The organism is Helicobacter mesocricetorum, assembly GCF_900198605.1.
Lineage (GTDB): Bacteria > Campylobacterota > Campylobacteria > Campylobacterales > Helicobacteraceae > Helicobacter_D > Helicobacter_D mesocricetorum.
The window spans coordinates 1-19,098 of the sequence record NZ_FZPJ01000037.1 but is presented as its reverse complement, the minus strand read 5'-3'; the positions used below and the strand labels follow the sequence as shown (position 1 = coordinate 19,098).

Genomic DNA, 19,098 nt, shown 5'->3' with positions numbered 1-19,098 from the left:
CTACAAATATTAAGATTGATTTAATTTCTTAACAAATGTTTTAAGGCGTTGCTCTAAATATAATAATTTATTTTCTTATCATGTCCTTATACCCAAAAAACCCCATAAAGGTAATTCTAAAAAAGAATCTAAAATTTTAAAACCCCTTTTTATTCACCTCACATTAATTAGAGATGTTTTAAAGCGTTGGCTTCACATATAGCAAAAGGAAACCTCAATAAGGGCAAAGTGGTTCTTTTTTATATCTTAGGCTTCATAGAAAGCGAATAATCTCATTATAATAGTAGAATACTTCACATTTACTTGAGATAGGCAAATAGGGATTTTAATGAGATGTTTTGGGTAGCCCTTAACATGACAAGAGAGGTTAATTTGTCATTCTGAGGCTTTAACCGAAGAATCTCATAATGTAAAAACTCATAATTTCAAAGAGAGAAACTTCATATTCGTTTAAGTTATGACGATAAAATTTTCTTGAGATGTTTTGTTTGCACTCAATAGGATAATTAACATCCCTTGTCATTTTGGCTGAGTGTAGAGAAGTCTTTATTTATTTTGGTTTGATAAAAGGCTTTAGTTATTTTTATGTTTAATGTATTATAATCCTTGTTCTAAATGAGGTTTAAAGGATAAAAAAGATGGAGATAAGTGTCCAAGGTTTAATGTTGTCTTTACTGCAAAAAAGCGGACTTTCCTTCTTTTCTATCTTTGATATTCGTAGCAAACAAGCCTTTTTGAGCGCACATTTACACGATTCACTCCACGCAAAAGATAAACAAGAGATTATAAAATTCTATAAAACTTCAATTTATCCTGCGGGGGGGGGGGGCAAAACCTCTTTTAATTGTCTGTTTTAGTGCTAAAAAATCTAAAGCCCTAGCCCAAAATATTATCCAAAATCAAGATTTTCAGTCCATTTACCCATTTGCAGAGGTTTATTATTTGGAATGTGGGATAATGGAAGCATTTAATGGTGGTTTTGAGCCTGTTTCTAGCTTAAAGGAAAATGAGAAACTCCCAAGTGATTTATTGGTAGATAGAGTTCTAATGGAGCTAAAAAGCAAATTCCTCTCCTCTAAGAGGGTTTGGGTTGTGGCTTTTAGTGGGGGGAAGGATTCTACTTGTGTGCTACAGCTTGTTTATGAAATGTTACTTGCCTTGCCCCCTAATCAAAGAAGGCAAACCTATGCTATTGCTTCAAATACTTTAGTTGAAGCTCCACATATCGATAAATTTTTGTATAAAGTCGTAGATTCTATTAATTCTCACGCCAAAAATAATAATATCCCTTTTGAGATTTTGCAAGTGAAACCTAGCCTTAAAGATGATTTTTGGGTAAATCTCATTGGCAAGGGTTATCCTAGCCCAACAAGGACTTTTAGGTGGTGTACGGATAGGCTTAAGATTTCTCCCGCCAAAGCAGAGATAGCAAAAATTACGCAGAAGTTTGGTTCGGCTCTTTTGATACTTGGTACGCGCAAGGCAGAATCAAGCAATCGCAAAAAGTCCATAGAAAAGAGGAGCTTAAATGAAGATGGTTACTCCCAACATCAGGATTTTCCAGATACATTGACTTATTCGCCCATCGTGGAGTGGAGTACGGATGAGGTGTGGGCTTATCTTACTTCCCACAAGCCCCCATGGGAAAAAGACCATAGCGAACTTTTTGCACTCTATACCAAAGCAAGTGGAGAAGAGTGTCAGTTTATCACCGATTTAAGCCAAAATAGTTGTGGTGGTTCGCGTTTTGGTTGCTGGGTTTGTACGGTGGTGAGTGAGGATAAATCGATGCAGGGATTTATAGAATCTGGTGAAGAAAGTCTTAAACCTCTCAATGATTTTAGAAATTATATTAAGAATTTAAGAGAAGATCCTAAAGCAAGGGCAGATTATAGACGTGATGGCAGAGCGGTGCATAAGGTTGGCGGATTAGGTCCATTTCTAAGCCATATTCGCATAGAGATTCTAAAAAGGCTTTTGCAAGTTGAGCAAGAATTTATGAGAAATGGTGGAGATAGATTAATCTCAGATGCACAGATTTATGCGATACAAGAACAATGGGATGAAGATTTTGATTTTAATAAAGGCGCAATTAAACTAGCAAAGGAGATGAAAAGAATGAAAGATGAAAAATTAGAGCAAAGCAAAGTTTTGCATAAGGAGCTTTTAGTAGAAGTGGCAAATGATAAAGTGGATTCTAAGGAGTTGGAGAATCTCATTGATGCTTGTATAGATATTTATAATACCGCAGGTTCAAGAGGGAAAAATAACTTTCAAATCAAAATTAAAGAAGCAATAAAAAAACTTGTGGATGATAAAACAAACAAACAAAAATAGGAGATATAAATGTTTATTGAAAAAATTACAATTTGTAATCTTTTTGCTTATTATGGAAAGATGGAAGTAGAGTTTAAAAAGTCTGAGAAACAAAATCTATATTGCATTTATGGTGATAATGGCTTTGGCAAAACGAGTTTTATTCGTTGTGCAAAATTACTTTTTTTTGGAGCTGGCATTGAAGAAGCAAAGATTCCTGATGCTATCCAAAAATTTGCACCATCTGTTAAATCTGCTAAAAAACTTCTTAAAGGAGATTCAGACATTTGGTATGGAATCTTAAATAAGGTAGCAACAAAAGAGTGTCAAGAGGAATTTTTTGTTTCTTTTGAGGGTGATTTGGGGGGTAAAGATTTTTCTTTAAAACGATCTTTTGTAAATATTTATGGAGAAATTCAAGAAAAATTGACATTTAAATTAGATAGGGAAAGTTTTGAGGATGGAGATGCCCAAGAAAGAATTGATAGGATTTTGCCTCCAAATTTGGTAGAATTTTTCTTTTTTGATGGTGAAGAAATAGGAGAACTTAGTAATAATTTGCGCCAAGAGTTTCAAGAAAAGATTAAAGATTTATTGCAGATTAACCCTTTAGAGATTCTTATTAAGCAAATTGAAAAATATAAAGATGAGTTAATAAGCAATCAAATAGCTGATAAGGAACAACAATATAGACTCCAACAAAAAATAATAGATAAAGAAGCTTGTGAGAATAATTTAAAATATAATGATGAACGGCTTAAAGAGACTATATTTGTGATAGAACAAAAACAAGACAAAATCGATCAAAAAAATAGAGAGATTGAAAAATTAAGTGCAGATCTTAATAGAGAATATGCCGAACTCATTGCTGAGAGAAATGAATTTGATAAAGAACTTATTTCCTATAAAGAGAAATTAAAAGAAAGCATAAAGAATGTAATTTTTGTAAGCAATGAAGCACTTTTGGAAGATTTGAAAGCAGAAATACAAAACTTGCAATCCAAGAAATCTCTTTACGATATTGAGGTATTTAAAAAAATCTTGCCTGAATTTAAAGAGTTTATAAATGAAGAACTTAAAAATAATGAAATCTTTGAAGTGCTTGATATAAAAAGTATAGAATATATTATAGATAAATTTCCACATAAACTAGAGAATAAAGAATCTACACACTCATTTATTACATATAATGAACTTAGGATTCTTGAAACATCTTTAGCAAGGCTTGAAAATGTGAATTTGGCACAAGATATCAAGGATATTAAAGATATAAAAAAGAAACTTGCATCGGTTAGAAATGGGCTATATGAGCTAAGTGGCGATGATAATACAAGAGAAAAACAAAAAGCACTCCAAGAGGAGATAGAAGCATTAAAAAATGAAAAATCTAAACAAGAAGAGAAAAATGAAGAGATAAAACGGACATTGACGCTTTTGGAAGCTCAAAAAGAAGAGCTTAGTAAAGTCATTTACGCTTTAAAACAAGGCGTTAATACAGAGCGCATTGATGATAAACTTAAGTTTTTAAAATCTTTAAATGAAAGCATTGAGAAATATAAAAAAGAGCTTAACAATAAACTTAAAGACGAGTTGCATAGGCTGATTTTAGAAAGTTATAAGAAACTCTTACCTAATGATAATATCAATAATTTAAGCATTAATGAGAATTTTGAGATAGAACTTAAGGATGAAAATAATGAGCAAATTGTTGTGGAAAACCAAAGCAGTGGGCAAAAGCAGATTTTAGCCATTGCGATTTTTTGGGCTTTAAGTAGATTGTCAAAATCTAATTTGCCACTTATTATTGATACACCCTTAAGCAGGATAGATAGTAAAAACAGAAAGAATATTATACAAAATTATTATGCAAGTAGCTCTCAAGTGATTATCTTGCCACATACTGGAGAGATAGGAATGAGAGAGTATGAATATGCAAAATCTTATATTGCTGGACTTTATAAAATAGAGAATCCAACAAATAGACAACAAGCCAAAATAAAAAAAGTTTTTAAAATAGAAGAGATTTTATAAGGAGGGAAAATGGCAGATTTTTATACTAATCATCTTGAGGAACTTTTGATAGATAGAATAAGAAAGAATGGATTTGGATATGAGGATGAAAATGAATTTCCCAAATATTTGGTTTTAAGAGTAGCTTTAGCCTGTGGGCTTAATGCACCCTTATTGCCATTGGCAAATAAAGGCTGGGAGGATAAGAGGATATCGGATAATAATAAAGGTAAAGAATATCATTTAGGACAAATTACAGGTAAGGGCAAGGATGAAAAAGAGGATTTTGATTTACTTATTCGCTCAATGCTCTATATTAAGCATAAGGCAGAACTTGATAGGGATAAAAAAGATATTTTTAAAAATGAAAAAGAATATTTAAAGATTTTAAAACTTTATCTCCAAAGAGGGCTTTATGAGCTTCATAATACCTACAAATCAAGCGATTGCTTTTATCAGTGGTGTTTGGATAATTTGCATCTATCATTTAAGCAAGAAGGGCAAATAAAAGAAAATGATTTTAGTAATGATATAAAAGGCTATTTTGACAGAGTGCAAAACTATTTTAAAAAAGAAGGAATTGATATTGAATTAATTAATGAAGCAGATTCTTATCGGCATCATATTTGTAAGATTGAGCTTTTGGATTCTACTAAAATTCCAATCTTTAAAAAGAAATGTTTATATCTTGATGATGAATTAGGGGAGAGTATTTATATAGAATCTTGCAAAGGGATGGGTAGAGTATATAGTATTCAAATCCCTAAACCTGAAAAACAATGGCAAAAACTAGGTTTAAAAGAATTTGAGGAAGGCTTATCATATCTGCAAAAGCAAAATTATGCACTTGGTGTGTTTGCTGGAATGAGTGTGGATAAAGAGCCTTTTTGTTTTGATTTAAAAGACACGCCGCATTTGTTTGTCGCTGGGACTACAGGGGGTGGGAAAAGTGTTTTATTAAAAAGCATTATTCTTTGTTTGGCGCAAAATAAAAATGTGGAAATCGCTATTATAGACCCTAAAGCAGGAGGTAGTTTTAAAGAGTTTAAAGGAAGGAAAAATCTTGATATTTTGAGTGCAGAGGGGGCAAAAGAGGTTATAACATCTCTAGTTTCAGAGATGGAGGAACGTTACAAAAGACAAGCAGCAGGTGAAAGCTATGAGAGTATGCCTTATAAGATTTTAATTATCGATGAATTGGCTGATTTGTTTGGTTGGGATCCAGAGATTCAAAAAACACTTATACCATTAGCCATAAAGGCAAGAGAGTGCAAGATTCATCTTATTTTGGCTACGCAAAGACCAGATTCTGGAGTCTTCAATGGACAATTACGGAGCAATATCCCAAGTCGCATTGCCTTAAAAGTGCAAAAAAGCGCAGAATCTAAAATTATCTTAGATGAAGCAGGTGCAGAAAAACTTACAGGCAAAGGAGATATGCTTGTAAAGACGATTAATGGGGACACACTTCAGCGAGTATTGGGGGTGCATTTAAAAGAAGAGGAGATAAAAAGTTTGCTTAAATTTTAAGGGTGAAGAATCTTGATAAATCCCTTTGCAAAGGGGAGGAAGAATGACTCTTGTCATTCTGAAGCCTTGCATAGTAAGACTGAAGAATCTCAACAATCCAAAAGAGATATTTTGACTTTTTCAAAGTCTCGCACAATCCGAAGGGATTTTACACACTTGCAAATACAACAAAATACCCAACACCACAGATTTAGAATCTGAAATTGATGTTTTAGTGTATCAGCTCTACAATCTCACCAATGAGGAGATTAAAATTATAGAGTCTTAATCACGCATTCAGTTTTACTTTAAAGCATTTGCAAGGAAGTTTTTTAGAAATGCTATAATTTATCAAATTTTAGGAGAGTATTATGCAAACATTAGAAGTCTTAAAAACCCTTATCACCTATCCCACTATCACCCCAAAAGAATGCGGTATTTATGAGTTTATTAGAGAATTTCTGCCTGATTTTCAAGTTTTAGAATTAGAGAAAAATAATGTTAAAAACCTCTTTTTATACAAACAATTGCAAGGCAGTGGAGAGAGGAGGGATTTATGCTTTGGTGGGCATATTGATGTCGTCCCTCCCGGAGATGGTTGGGAGGCTTTTACTCCTGTGATAAAAGGAGAGTATCTCTATGGTAGAGGGACACAGGATATGAAAGGAGGCGTTGCGGCTTTTCTGTGTGCGGTAAGAGAGTTTTTAGAGAGTAAAACCCAATCTTTTAATGGAATCTTGTCTATTCTTTTAACAAGTGATGAAGAGGGGGAGGCGATTTATGGCACTAAATATGTTTTAGAAGAGTTAAAAAAGAGAAATTTACTCCCGCATTTTGCTATTCTTGCAGAGCCTACAAGCGTGGATACTTTTGGCGATATGATAAAGATAGGTAGGAGAGGATCGATTAATGGAATCTTAAAGATTCAAGGAAAACAAGGGCATGTCGCCTATCCTAGCAAATGTATCAATCCTGTGGAGATTATCGCACCCATTTTGCCCAAAATTGCGGGTTATAATCTTGATAGCGGAAGTGATTCTTTTGAACCAAGTAAGATTGTTATTACCGATATAAGGGGGGGATTAGAGGTTGTAAATGTAACCCCTAATGACTTAAAGATTATGTTTAATGTGCGGAATTCTACGCAAACAAATTTAGAGGATTTAAGGGGGCATTTGCAAGATCTTTTAAAGGGCATTCCTCATACATTAGAGCTTAAGCAAAGCTCAAAACCATTTTTGACAAATCCTAATAATCCCCTGATTGCTAAAGTGGTGCAATCTTTACAAAAAACACTCCAAATAACTCCGATTTTAAGTACAAGTGGTGGAACAAGTGATGCAAGGTATTTTGCCGAATATGGAGTAGATGTTATTGAATGTGGAGTTTGTAATGATAGCATTCACGCAATCAATGAAAGAGTAAAGATAAGCGAGATAGAAAGCCTAAAAGAAGCTTTTGTGTATTTATTAAAGGAGTTTTAATGAAAAATTTTCCTGCATTCTTAGAATCTGCTAAAAAGATTTTTAAGGAACGATTGTTTTTGGATTATTTGCGACGATTTGCCTATGGGATTGATGCTTCTTGCTATCGTTATATCCCTAAAGCAGTGATTTGGAGTGAGAGTGAAGAAGAAATAATAGAGCTTATTAAATTGGCTCATTATTTTGAGATTCCACTAACCTTTAGAGCTGCTGGAACTTCCCTTAGCGGACAGGCAAGCGGTGAGAATGTATTAGTGATTTGCCAAAAGCAAGAAGTGGAAGTTAAGGAAAATGGTAAGAGTATTTTGTGTGATTGCGGAGTGATTGGAAGTTATGCTAATGATGTGTTAGCCCCTTATGGGAAAAAGATTGGACCTGATCCAGCGACGATTACAAGTGCAAAAATAGGGGGAATCTTTTCTAATAATTCTAGTGGAATGTGCTGTGGCGTGAAGCATAATAGTTACCATACGATTAAATCTGTGCGGATTATCTTAGGAGATGGTTGTGTTTTAGATACTTCTAAGCAAAAATCTTTTGAGGAATTTTGTCAAAGCCATTCTTTGCTTATAGAGGGGTTATTGAATCTGCGTCAAGAGATTTTAGCAGATGAGGATCTTCACTCTCTCATTAAGAAAAAATTTAGCATTAAGAATACCACAGGTTATAGCCTTAATGCCCTAGTGGATTTTGACAATCCTAAAGATATTTTAAATCATCTTTTCATTGGAGCAGAGGGGACTTTAGGGTTTGTTAGTCAAGTGGAATATTATACGATAGAGGATTTACCCTATAAAGCTTGTGCCTTATTATTTTTTCGTGATATTTATGAAGCTAGTGATGCTATTTTGCTCTTTGCAAAGCATCAAGATATTATCAGTGCCGCAGAAATTATGGACTATGCTTGTCTAAAAAGTGTGCAACACTTAGAGGGAGTGCCTAAAGAGATGCTTCAGATAGGAGAGGGGAATTGTGCGATTTTAATCCAGCTTGAAGCCAAAACGCAAAATACATTACAAGAAAATATTGAGTTTTTAGAGCCTAAAATACAAGCTTTAAAAACACTTTTTGGTGTGCATTTTAGCTTTGATAAACAAGAGCAAGATTCGTGGTGGTTAATCCGCAAGGGAATCTTGCCCATAGCAGCAGGTAATCGCCCTAAAGGAAGTGTAGTAATTGTGGAGGATATTTGCTTTTTTATAGAGGATTTTACAAAAGGGATTGCAGAGATACTAAAGCTTTTTGAAAAACATTGCTTTAAGGGGATTATCTTTGGGCACGCATTAAGTGGTAATGTGCATTTTATCATCACACCTAATCTTAATGATGAAAAGGAGAATAAAGCCTTTGGAGAGCTTATGGAGGATTTGGCAAAGGTTGTAACAAGTTTTCAAGGAAGTGTTAAAGCAGAACACGGAACAGGGAGAATGGTCGCACCTTTTGTGGAATTAGAATGGGGCAAAAAAGCCTATGCTATCCATAAAAAAATTAAAAATCTTTTTGATCATAAAAACCTCTTTAATCCCGATGTGATGATTAGTGAGGATAAAAATATCCATTTAAAAAACCTTAAGCTCTCTTGGGAGGAATATGATGAGATTGGGGAACTTGTTGGGGCTTGTATGGAATGTGGTTTTTGCGAGAAACATTGCCCTAGTAGGAATCTTACCTTAACTCCGCGTCAAAGGATTAGCGTTTATGCGGAGATTAAACATTTAGAATCTAAAGATTCTCTAAGTATCAAAGAAAAAGAAGAATTAGAAGCCTTAAAATTGGGCTATCGTTACTTTGGGATAGAGACTTGTGCGACTTGCAGTGCTTGTGCAAACCTCTGTCCTTTACACATTGACACCGCTTGTATCGCAAAGAATTTCAAAGGGGATTCTCCTAGAATCGCTCATTATATCAGTGAGAATTTTGCACTAACAAGCAATGCTTTAAAAACTGCTATAAAAGTGGCGAATTTCACACCCTCCTTAAGCCAAGCAATTTCTAAAAAACTCAATAATTGGCTACATACTCCTATAATGCTTGATTATTTTCCTAATGTAAATCCTAAGAAAGTTTATAAAGATTCGACACTGCCGCATAAAAAAGAGGTGGTGTATTTTAGCTCTTGCTTAAATAGAATATTCTCTCCCCCTAAAGAAGCTTATGATAAACGCAATATCCAAGAGGTTTTTCAATCTCTATGCCAAAAGGCAGAAATAAAATACTCCTATCCTAAAAATCTCGCAAATTTATGTTGTTCTAAGGCTTTTAAAGATTATCCAACTACTGCGAGAGAAATGGCATTAAAAACTTTTAAATCTCTAAAAGAAATAAGCAGGGGAGGCGAGATTCCTATTGTTTGCGACCATAGTGCTTGTTCTTTAGAGCTGTTAGAGAGAGTGAGAGAGTTTGAGGTTTTAGAAGGGGCGAAACTCCAAATTTTTGATATGCCTTCTTTTGTTATACAATTTGTTTTGCCATCTCTTAAGGTTTCTCAAAAAGATATAAAAATAGGACTTTATGCTCCATGTAGCACGAGATCTTATAAGCAAGAGAAGGATAATGAGCAAGCCCTAATAGATATTGCTAGGGTTTGTGCTAAAGAGGTTTTTATCCATAAAGAGACTAAATGCTGTGGATTTGCAGGAAATAAAGGATTCTTAAATCCCTCTTTAAATGCTTCTGCTTTAGATGGGTTTGTGAAGTTTTACCAAAAACAACCCATAGAGTTAGGGTATTGTAGCTCTAGCACCTGCGAGATAGGCTTGAGCGCAAACACTAAGAGGATATGGCAGCATATTATTTATCTTTTGGATTCTTGTGCTTTGTAAAAGGGTATTTAGTAAATCTTTTTACACAATTAAATATTCTTTAAAATCTCTTATTTTAGGCAAGAAAGGATTTAAATGGGATTTATTTTGCAACACAAAGCCTTATTTATTATTCTTTTAGGGTTTTTAAGTATGGGTTATCTTTATAATAAATCTTTAAAAGAAAATGCCTCTTAAAAGCGAAAAATCAAATCTACTTAGCTAATACTAATATTCTTAAAAAATAATTGATAAGTAAAATAAGGTAATTATAAAGCAAGGAATTATTTATGAAAAGTTTTAAATTTTTAGCCACAAGGAAAATCCATCATACCCCAACAAGTGGGGCAAAGCTAATAAGCCTTGACTACAATTATACAAAGGAGTATAATCGCAACTATGATGAATTTTATGGTTTCCATCATTGCTCCTTTTGGGGCATAGATTTTCGCCACAAGGGTGCGAAGCTTGTGGCGAAAATCCCAAAAAATTATATCCAAAAACTAAAAAAATCCATTCTTGCTTTTACCATTCTATTAATCTCTAGTTTTAAGACGACCAAAGAAATGTTTAAATCGTATCTTTTAGAAATCTTTTTTAAAAGGATAGAAAATGAATATCGTAACACTCTGTGGATATTTAGGTAATCATTGGGAGGATAACATAAATACTGAAACAAAAGAAGAAGAATGGTTTGCACGAAATACCCTTGCAATTTCTAAGGCTTGGATAAACAAGAAAGGACAAAGAGTAGAACAAACATCTTGGATTCCAGTAGTAGTATTTGGAAAAAATGCAAAAACAGCAGTAAATTACACAACAAAAGGAAGTGGTTTTCTTTTAAGTGGAGAGTTAATAACAGAGGTTTATAAGGTAACAAATGAAACAACAGGAGAAGTTAAAAATAAACAATCTTGGCAAGTTGTGATTAAGCAGTTTGATTTAAAGGCGAGTAATAATAAAAAGCCAATGGATACTGAGGTGCAAGAGGAATATAAGGATAAAGAGAAAGAAATAGAAATTACTTATTGTGATAAGAATGGAAAGGAGATTCCACAACAAATACAACCTGTATAAGTGGAATAGAGAGGGGAGAGTCTCTCTTTTTATTGCTTAAATTACTTAAATGAAATATAAGAGGAGGGAGGAGAAATCCTTTTCTTAATATAATCCTTGTGTTTTATCAACAATGTAAGGGCAAGAATTACCATTTCCTGCATTAAGGTATTTTACATAAATAGTTTATAATCTGAATCATTTTTATAGGCAAAAATCATATCTACATATTGTTCTGTTTTATCTTTTGTCATTTCTGCTACAAAATCTCTTGATTTTGCAAAAGCTTTTTCACCAAGTTTTAAGAATGGAACACTTTTTAAAGATTCATAAGAATATAATTTATAATCGGGGTATTTTTCTTGCACTTGTTTTACTCCATAGTCGTAAAGCTCACTATTATATCCATTATTTTTAAGTGCGACTAGTCCATTCTCCACACGCCACAAAAAAACCTACAATACCTGCTAATAATAACAATTTAAGACTTTTCATCATTTCATTTTCCCTTTGTTTTAAAATTTGAATGAATGGAATTATACAGAATTTTAAAGTTTTCTGTATTTTCATAGGTGTTTAGCCAAGATTCCACCCATAAGGGAATGGAGATTGTCTATCCCAATTAGAAAAAATACTATTTTCATTCATTCCAGTCTTGGCAAAATTCTATGCGTGTTAGTTCTAGCTCTTTTAATCTTGCTTCAAAATCTATTCTTGTAAAATTTGTGGATTCTTTATTTAATTATTATATTTTTGAGCAGTTTTATAAAGTTATAATCAAGAAATTGCATATTGAGGGATAGGCACTACTCTAAACCAAGAGCTAACTAAACTTGTGTAACCAAGGATTGCACGCAATGAAAAGCTTAGAGGAATTAGAAAATCTCTAGTGCAAAGTCTGATCGTATTTTGGCTTCTGCAATGATTTTTGTATCTTCTAAGCCATTATCTATAAGCTCTTTTTTGAGTAAAAAAGCTTCCTTTTGAGGTAAAGCAAAGACTAATCCACCAGAAGTTTGCGCATCAAAGAGTAGAATTTCTAAACCTTTATAAGGAGAATCTTTATCAAGCTGAAAATGACAATGGGATTTTATGCCTTTTTCATTAGTATGGCTACCACCGGGGATTATCCCTAATTTTGCAAACTCTATTGCTTCTTTGAGGATTGGAACTTCTTTGGAATAGAGGCAAAGGGTAATGTTTGGATTGCACATTTCGTATAAATGCCCCAAAAGCCCAAATCCTGTTATGTCTGTGCAGGCGTGGATGGGGTATTTTTGGGCGATTTTAGCTGCTTTTTGATTAAGGGTTGCCATAATTTTTGCAATAGTATTTTGCATTGTTAAAGAGAGCTTACCAGCTTTTAGAGCGGTTGTTAAAATTCCCATTCCTATGGGTTTTGTTAAAACAAAGCAATCCCCCTCTTTGGCTTGATTATTTCTCCATATTTTTTGCGGATGAATAACACCTGTAACACTTAATCCATACTTTTGCTCAGAATCTGCAATCGTATGTCCGCCTAATAAAACGCCTCCACTTTCTTGGATTTTAGATAATCCTCCTTGTAAAATTTCTTTTAAAAGGGTAGGTGAAATATTACAAGAATCCCACATTACAAGATTAAGAGCAGTTTTGACTTCCCCACCCATTGCATAAACATCACTAAGTGCATTAGCAGCAGCAATTTGCCCATAAAGATAGGGATCATCTACAACCGGAGTGATGAAATCAGCGGTTTGGATAATAGCTAAGTCTTCATTAAGCCGATACACTCCTGCATCTTCATTGCCGATAAAATCTGTCAAGACATTTTCGTCCTTATGGTTAGAGCTTAAGGATAGATGTGCTAGATCTTCCAGACCTACTTTACCTGCTCAACCTGCTACTTTGACAAAATGTGTTATTTTTTTTTCTTCTTGCATTATTTCCCTGTTTTATTGTGATGGATAATTGTAATATCTTTTAACTTATAGAAAATTTTTAAGCCCTCCTTTAGTGGTTTTTTATTTAGACTATATTATTTTATGGAGAATTTATGGTATGAAATTTAAATTGTGTTCTTGGAGTAGAAGATGGAGATTTTGGCTTTTGATTCTTTGGCTATTATTTTGGTTGCAATAGGGCTTTTTACAGGTGCAATAACAGGTTGTTTTGGTATAGGTGGTGGGGTGATTGTCGTGCCTATGATGGTTTTATTGGGAAATGATATTAAAGTTGCTATTGGCATTTCTATTATGCAAATGATGTTTTCTTCTTTTTATGGAACTTATGTTAATTACAAACAAAGCCATTTAGACTTTAAAGATGGGTTTTATGTGGGGATAGGGGGGCTTTTTGGTGCTGCTTTTAGCGGGGCTATTCTTGATAGGGTGTCTTCTGATATTATAAGTGTGATTTTTACACTCTTTTTGCTTTATAATCTTATGAAGCTTTTTAAGATTAATGCTTATGGAGGAGAGGTAAAAATCCATAATCCCTTGAAAGCTAAAATTTTTTTAGTTGGTTGTGGGATACTTGTAGGGATTTTCGCTATTTCTTTAGGGATTGGCGGGGGTATGATATTAACACCGCTTTTAGCTTATTATTTGGGATATAGTAGTAAAAAAATTATTCCTATTGCACTTTTTTTTATTATTTTTTCCTCACTCTCGGGCTTTATTTCTTTATCAATGTATGGATATGTTGATTATAAACAAGGTTTCATCGTAGGAATTGCTTCTTTAATAGGGGTTAGAATGGGAATTTGGATTTTAAATGTTATGGATGCCAAGAAGCATAAATATATGCTTGTAATACTTTATATAGCTGTTTTAAGTGTAATGATTAAAGAGAATTTTGATAATTTTGGGTATTTGTTGAATATTAGTTAGGAGTTTTAAAATGGTCGGAGTAGCGGGATTTGAACCCACGACCTCACCCACCCCAAGGGTGTGCGCTAGCCAGGCTGCGCTATACTCCGAATGAAAATGCAATCTTAGCAAAAATTCATTAAAAATTATTGAAGATGAGGTGGAATGTATTTTGCTTTTTAGGATTAGAAAATATTAAAAGGACTTTAAAGTAATGAATAAAGCTTTTCTTAAAAGGATGTTGATAGGTTTTGCATTAGTGATACTTCCGCTTTTTGGTGCAAAAGTTAGTGATGTGGCAAATATTGTAGGTGTGAGAGATAATCAATTGCTTGGTTATGGTCTTGTCGTAGGTTTAAATGGGACAGGGGATAAGACGACTTCAATTTTTACAATGCAATCTATGGCAAATATGTTAGAGAGTGTGAATGTGAAAATCGAGCCTAATGCCATACAATCTAAGAATGTTGCGGCTGTTATGGTAACCGCTAAATTACCCGCTTTTGCTAGACAAGGGGATAAGATTGATATTTTGGTTTCTAGTATTGGGGATGCAAAATCACTTGAGGGAGGAACTTTGCTTTTAACTCCTTTAAGCGGCTTAGATGGCAGGATTTATGCAGTGGCTCAAGGCGCAATAGGGATAGGGGGTAAAGGCGAAAGAGGCGGTAGTGCTAATCATCCTTTGGTTGCTGATATGCCAAATGGAGGGATTGTAGAGAGAGAAGTAAGTTATGATTTATATAATAAAATCAATGCAACCTTAAGCCTTAAAGAATCCAATTTTCAAAACGCAATACAGATTCAAAAACGTATTAATGAAGCTTTTGGGGATGCAAAATTAACGATTGCCACAGCAGTAGATTCTCGCACTATTAAACTCCAAAGACCGCAAGAGATGAGTATGGTAGAGTTTTTGGCAAAGGTGCAAAATATTGATATTAATTATGTTAAAGAAGATAAAATTATCATCAATGAGCGCACAGGAACAGTGATTGCCGGTCTTGGTGTGGAAGTGTCTCCTGTGGTAGTTACACATAATAATATCACGATTAAAGTCTCTAATGAAACCATTAATGATCCTGAAGCACAAGATGTAGGAGGAGGGGCGACTTTTAGTGCAGAACAAGCAGTTGTAGCAAGTCCAAGTAATCCGACTATTTCAAGTGTTACAAGGGCTTTGCAGAAAATGGGAGCAACCCCTAAAGATATGATAGCCATCATTGAAACAATGAAAAAAGCAGGTGCTTTTAGTGCGGATTTAGAAATTATTTAAGGAGGGAATGATGAATATTGATTTTAACAACTTTAGTGCCTATTCTAAGCAATTATTAGATGAAATCAAAGAAGTGCCAAAAATCCAAAAAACTGATGATGATTCTTTATTAAGAGAGCAAACTGATGCTTTTGAGGCATTGATTGTCAAAAATATGCTAGATATTGCTTTAAAAACCGATGATACACTTTTCCCAAAGGCTCCCGGACACGATATTTATCAATCAATGTATAAAGAAACACTCTCCCAATCTTTAAGTGGAAGTTTCGGCTTTAGTGAATTGCTTTTTAATTATTTAAAAGATTTGCAAAAATAATAGAGCATAAAGTGATTGATCAAAATTTATTAGAATCTCTAAGTAGTAGTGATAAAGAATCTTTTGCAAAAGGCTTAAAAGAACTTATTACACAAACTTATGAAGTCGAAAAAGAATTTATAGAGTTAAAAGCCTTATTTGAAGAAGTCTTAGATATTCTTCCAACAGCAGTTTGGGTGCTAGAAGAAGGGGGGGAGATATTTTATCAAAACTCTCTTGCTAGTGAGATTCCGCAGCTTTTGGATTATTTTCATTTAGAGGGTGATACGCGTCAAGAAATAGAGATAGAATCTAAAGTCTATCTTTTTCAAAGTAATCAAAAATTAAATAAAACTATCATTTCTGCAACAGATATTACTAGTGAAAAACAAAGAGAGAGATTAGCTTCAATGGGACAAATCTCTGCACATTTAGCCCACGAGATAAGGAATCCCATAGGTTCTGTTGCCTTACTTGCATCGACATTATCTAATCGCGTGGATATTAAAAATAAAGCCTTAGTTTTAGAAATTAAAAAATCTATTTGGAGGGTGGAGAGAATCATTAAAGCAACTTTGTTGTTTTCTAAAGGAGTGCATATCCAAAAAAGCACTAATGATCCAAAAAACATAGAAAATGAGCTTAAAGTAGCTCTTGACTATTATACCTATTCTAAAAATATCCATTTTGTCTTTGATTTTGATTGTAAGAAGTTAGAGGGGGATTTTGATTTGCTTTGCATTGTTTTGCAAAATTTTCTTTTTAATGCTATTGATGCCATAGAGGAGGGTGATAATGATAATGGAGTGGTAGAGCTTTATTATTTTAATGATTTAAAAAGTGCTATTTTTAGAATTTTTGATAATGGTAAGCCTATTGAAAATCCACAGATTCTTTTTGAACCCTTTAAAACCACAAAACTTAAGGGTAATGGCTTGGGTTTGGCATTATCTTTGCAAATCATTGAAGCGCATAATGGAAGTATAAAGATACTCCAAGAAGGAAAAAAAGGATTTGAAATTTTATTGCCACTGCATTCTTAAAATTCCTAATTTTACGAAAAGCTTAAGGCATTTCTAGCTAGAATCCTAAAAACAAGGTTAAGGGTGCAAGAATGATTGAAAATATTAAAAGAATGCAAAAAGTCAAAAATATCCGTGAAGTAGATATAAAGGATAAACGCATTTTAATACGCGTTGATTTTAATGTGCCATTAGATAGTGAATTGAATATCAATGATGATACAAGGATACGCGAGGCTATTCCTACGATTAATTATTGTATTGATAATGGAGCCAAATCCATTATTTTAGTAAGCCATTTAGGACGACCCAAACAAAGATGTGAAGAATTCTCTCTTAAAACCATTCTTAAAAGACTTGAGAGATTGCTTTTAAAAGATATAGTTTTTGTTGATAATTTAGAAAATGCTCAAGTAACACTTAATACCCTTGTTGATGGAAGTATTATCCTTTTAGAAAATATTCGATTTTATGAAGGTGAAGAAAAAAACGATGATAAACTCTCCCAAAAATTAGCTAACCTTTGCGATATTTTTATTAATGATGCCTTTGGGGCGTCTCATCGCAAACATTCTTCTACTTATGGGATTGCTAAATATGTTAAACAAAAGGTTGCAGGATTGCTTCTAAAAAAGGAAATCGATTCTTTTGCTATTGCGCTTACTAACCCTTTACGCCCTTTGTTGTTAATTATTGGAGGCTCTAAGGTGTCTTCCAAGCTAACTTTATTAAATGCTATTTTGGATATAGTCGATAAAATTATCATTGGTGGGGCTATGAGCAACACTTTTTTAAAAGCTGTCGGTTATGATACAAAAGCTTCTTTTGTAGAAGATGATTTATTAGAAGAAGCAAAGCATATTTTGCGTTCGGCTAAAGAAAAGAATGTCAAGATTTATCTTCCTGTGGATGTTGTTTCTACGGATAATGTTAAAGACCCAAAAGAGATTAAAATTACTCCTGCTCAAGATATTCCTAATGGGTTTATGGTTGTAGATATTGGACCTGCAACGGTAAAATTATTTAATGAAGTGATAAGGGATTGTGAAACCATTATTTGGAATGGTCCTTTAGGGGTTTATGAAAATCAAAAATTTTCTCGTGGAACTTTTAGTATTTCTCACGCTATTGCTAATACCTATGCTTATAGTGTTATTGGTGGTGGAGATACTGCTGATGCGGTGGATAAAGCAGGAGATAAAGACAATATGAGTTTCACTTCAACAGGAGGTGGAGCAGGATTAGAGCTATTAGAGGGCATTGTTTTACCAGCTTTTGAAGTTTTGGACAAAAAAGAATAAGGATAAATTAGCGGAGAGGGTTATGTTGAATCTTTTTATTAAGCGCAACGGAATGGTTGTACGTGAGAGTATTCATTCTATTGATGCCATAGCGGTAGAAGCAGATATTTTATGGATTGACCTTTTACATCCAAGTATGCAAGAGATTGCCTATATCTCCAAAACCTACCTTTTAGATATTCCTACCAAAGAAGAGCGAGAGGAAATCGAAGAATCTTCTCGCTATTGGGAAGATAGTGAGGCTATTACTATTAATACTTATTTTTTAACGCGTCCCAATGAAGAAAATATTTTACATAATGAAACTATCACCTTTTTGTTAGCGCGTAATATTTTATTTACGGTTCGTTATAGTGAATTTAAAGTTTTCGATGAAATCCAACAAAGAGTGTTAGCAAATCCAAAAAATTTTGAAGATGGATTTGAATTGATTGCCAAGATTTTTGAATTGCGTGTAGAAAAAGATGCTGATATGCTGGAGAGTATCGCAAAAGAAACAAGACTTTTAAGAAGAAATGTTGTTTTTGATAAACAACTAGGCGATGAAATTTTAGAAAAACTAGCTATTTTGCAAGAAATGCATTTGAGTTTGCGCGATAGCCTTTTTGATAAAAGACTAGCCATTACTGCATTGCTTAGAACCAATAAGGCAGACATTCAAGAAAAAAAAGATTTAAGCATTGTTTTAAAAGATATTAATTCTTTGGTGGATTTTGCAAATGTGAATATGAATATCTTGGATAATATCCAAACACTTTTTTCTAGCCAAATCAATATCCAACAAAATAAAATCATTAAACTCTTCACAGTGGTAACTGTGGCAATGATGCCTCCAACACTTATTGCAACTGTGTATGGGATGAATTTTACACATATGCCAGAGTTAGAATGGGAGTATGCTTATCCTATCGCAGTTACAATGATGATTATCTCCACGATTGTGCCTGTTATTTACTTCAAAAAGAAAAAATGGCTTTAATTCCTTAATCCACAAAGGATTCCTTGTGCCTAATCCTAACTCCTCTAATCTTAACTTTAGAATTAAAAACCATTTAGCCTATAAACTAAATTCTAAAATCCTAGATTTTCTTTAAACTACAAACCTAACTAATCTAATTAAACCAAAGACTCTAACCAACCTAAAAAATAAAAAAACCAACCAACCCCCTTAATCTTAAA

At 33.6% G+C, this 19,098-nt stretch carries 17 protein-coding genes, 1 tRNA gene and 1 pseudogene; 16 read left to right on the top strand and 3 right to left on the bottom strand.

The genetic code is table 11. The annotated features are described in order from the left end of the window. The first annotated feature begins 638 nt into the window (after positions 1-638). From C6H18_RS07645 to C6H18_RS07605, 10 genes and pseudogenes are all read left to right on the top strand, one after another. Complete coding sequence (locus C6H18_RS07645; protein ID WP_104722514.1) at positions 639-857, top strand: hypothetical protein; 219 nt, start codon at positions 639-641, stop codon at positions 855-857. A gap of 100 nt (positions 858-957) precedes the next feature. After that, on the top strand, positions 958-2,337 hold the full coding sequence (gene dndC, locus C6H18_RS07640; RefSeq protein WP_104722516.1) for a DNA phosphorothioation system sulfurtransferase DndC: 1,380 nt from the start codon (positions 958-960) through the stop codon (positions 2,335-2,337). A 9-nt stretch (positions 2,338-2,346) separates the two neighbouring features. Next, positions 2,347-4,347 carry an AAA family ATPase gene (locus C6H18_RS07635; RefSeq protein ID WP_104722513.1) on the top strand — a complete coding sequence of 667 codons (2,001 nt, stop codon included), beginning with the start codon at positions 2,347-2,349 and terminating at the stop codon, positions 4,345-4,347. 9 nt (positions 4,348-4,356) lie between these two features. Further along, a complete protein-coding gene (locus C6H18_RS07630; protein ID WP_104722512.1) occupies positions 4,357-5,856 on the top strand; it encodes an FtsK/SpoIIIE domain-containing protein in 1,500 nt (499 codons plus the stop codon). A 12-nt stretch (positions 5,857-5,868) separates the two neighbouring features. Next, complete coding sequence (locus C6H18_RS09470; protein ID WP_158654888.1) at positions 5,869-6,057, top strand: hypothetical protein; 189 nt, start codon at positions 5,869-5,871, stop codon at positions 6,055-6,057. Further along, positions 6,035-6,124, top strand: a pseudogene (locus C6H18_RS09780) (class I SAM-dependent DNA methyltransferase); the annotation flags it as partial. The gene C6H18_RS09470 and the pseudogene C6H18_RS09780, both read left to right, overlap by 23 nt. 82 nt (positions 6,125-6,206) lie before the next feature. Then, positions 6,207-7,319, top strand: a complete 1,113-nt coding sequence (dapE, locus tag C6H18_RS07620) for a succinyl-diaminopimelate desuccinylase (protein ID WP_104722511.1) — start codon at positions 6,207-6,209, stop codon at positions 7,317-7,319. Beyond that, positions 7,319-10,141 (top strand): FAD-binding and (Fe-S)-binding domain-containing protein, encoded by a 2,823-nt coding sequence (locus tag C6H18_RS07615; protein ID WP_104722510.1) that lies wholly within the window; start codon positions 7,319-7,321, stop codon positions 10,139-10,141. Before dapE ends, C6H18_RS07615 begins: the two co-directional genes overlap by 1 nt. Positions 10,142-10,410: 269 nt before the next feature. After that, positions 10,411-10,767, top strand: a complete 357-nt coding sequence (locus C6H18_RS07610) for a hypothetical protein (RefSeq protein ID WP_233704098.1) — start codon at positions 10,411-10,413, stop codon at positions 10,765-10,767. Beyond that, positions 10,733-11,197 carry a single-stranded DNA-binding protein gene (locus C6H18_RS07605; protein WP_104722509.1) on the top strand — a complete coding sequence of 155 codons (465 nt, stop codon included), beginning with the start codon at positions 10,733-10,735 and terminating at the stop codon, positions 11,195-11,197. The genes C6H18_RS07610 and C6H18_RS07605 overlap by 35 nt, the downstream gene beginning before the upstream one ends. A gap of 152 nt (positions 11,198-11,349) precedes the next feature. Here the strand turns inward: C6H18_RS07605 and C6H18_RS07600 are convergent, their stop codons facing one another. Further along, positions 11,350-11,616 (bottom strand): hypothetical protein, encoded by a 267-nt coding sequence (locus C6H18_RS07600; protein WP_158654887.1) that lies wholly within the window; start codon positions 11,614-11,616, stop codon positions 11,350-11,352. Between the two features lie 435 nt (positions 11,617-12,051). Further along, positions 12,052-13,035 carry a selenide, water dikinase SelD gene (gene selD, locus C6H18_RS07595; RefSeq protein ID WP_233704099.1) on the bottom strand — a complete coding sequence of 328 codons (984 nt, stop codon included), beginning with the start codon at positions 13,033-13,035 and terminating at the stop codon, positions 12,052-12,054. Positions 13,036-13,248: 213 nt separating this feature from the next. Between selD and C6H18_RS07590 the strand changes: the two genes are divergently transcribed. Beyond that, a complete protein-coding gene (locus C6H18_RS07590; protein ID WP_104722506.1) occupies positions 13,249-14,046 on the top strand; it encodes a sulfite exporter TauE/SafE family protein in 798 nt (265 codons plus the stop codon). 11 nt (positions 14,047-14,057) lie between these two features. On the opposite strand, the gene C6H18_RS07585 is transcribed toward C6H18_RS07590, so the two are convergent. After that, a tRNA-Pro gene (locus tag C6H18_RS07585) sits at positions 14,058-14,135 on the bottom strand. Positions 14,136-14,239: 104 nt separating this feature from the next. Here C6H18_RS07585 and C6H18_RS07580 point away from each other — a divergent pair. From C6H18_RS07580 to corA, 5 genes are all read left to right on the top strand, one after another. Continuing rightward, entirely contained in the window at positions 14,240-15,301 is a 1,062-nt protein-coding gene (locus C6H18_RS07580) for a flagellar basal body P-ring protein FlgI (RefSeq protein ID WP_104722505.1), read from the top strand. A 10-nt stretch (positions 15,302-15,311) separates the two neighbouring features. Further along, the gene (locus C6H18_RS07575; protein ID WP_104722504.1) at positions 15,312-15,617 is read left to right on the top strand and encodes a rod-binding protein; all 306 of its coding nucleotides are present in this window, start codon (positions 15,312-15,314) and stop codon (positions 15,615-15,617) included. An 11-nt stretch (positions 15,618-15,628) separates the two neighbouring features. After that, the gene (locus C6H18_RS07570) at positions 15,629-16,639 is read left to right on the top strand and encodes a sensor histidine kinase (RefSeq protein ID WP_104722503.1); all 1,011 of its coding nucleotides are present in this window, start codon (positions 15,629-15,631) and stop codon (positions 16,637-16,639) included. Positions 16,640-16,710: 71 nt separating this feature from the next. Beyond that, positions 16,711-17,919: a phosphoglycerate kinase gene (locus C6H18_RS07565; protein ID WP_104722502.1), complete on the top strand. Its 1,209-nt coding sequence runs from the start codon at positions 16,711-16,713 to the stop codon at positions 17,917-17,919. Between the two features lie 22 nt (positions 17,920-17,941). After that, positions 17,942-18,898: a magnesium/cobalt transporter CorA gene (gene corA / locus C6H18_RS07560; RefSeq protein ID WP_104722515.1), complete on the top strand. Its 957-nt coding sequence runs from the start codon at positions 17,942-17,944 to the stop codon at positions 18,896-18,898. The last annotated feature ends 200 nt before the right edge of the window (positions 18,899-19,098 follow it).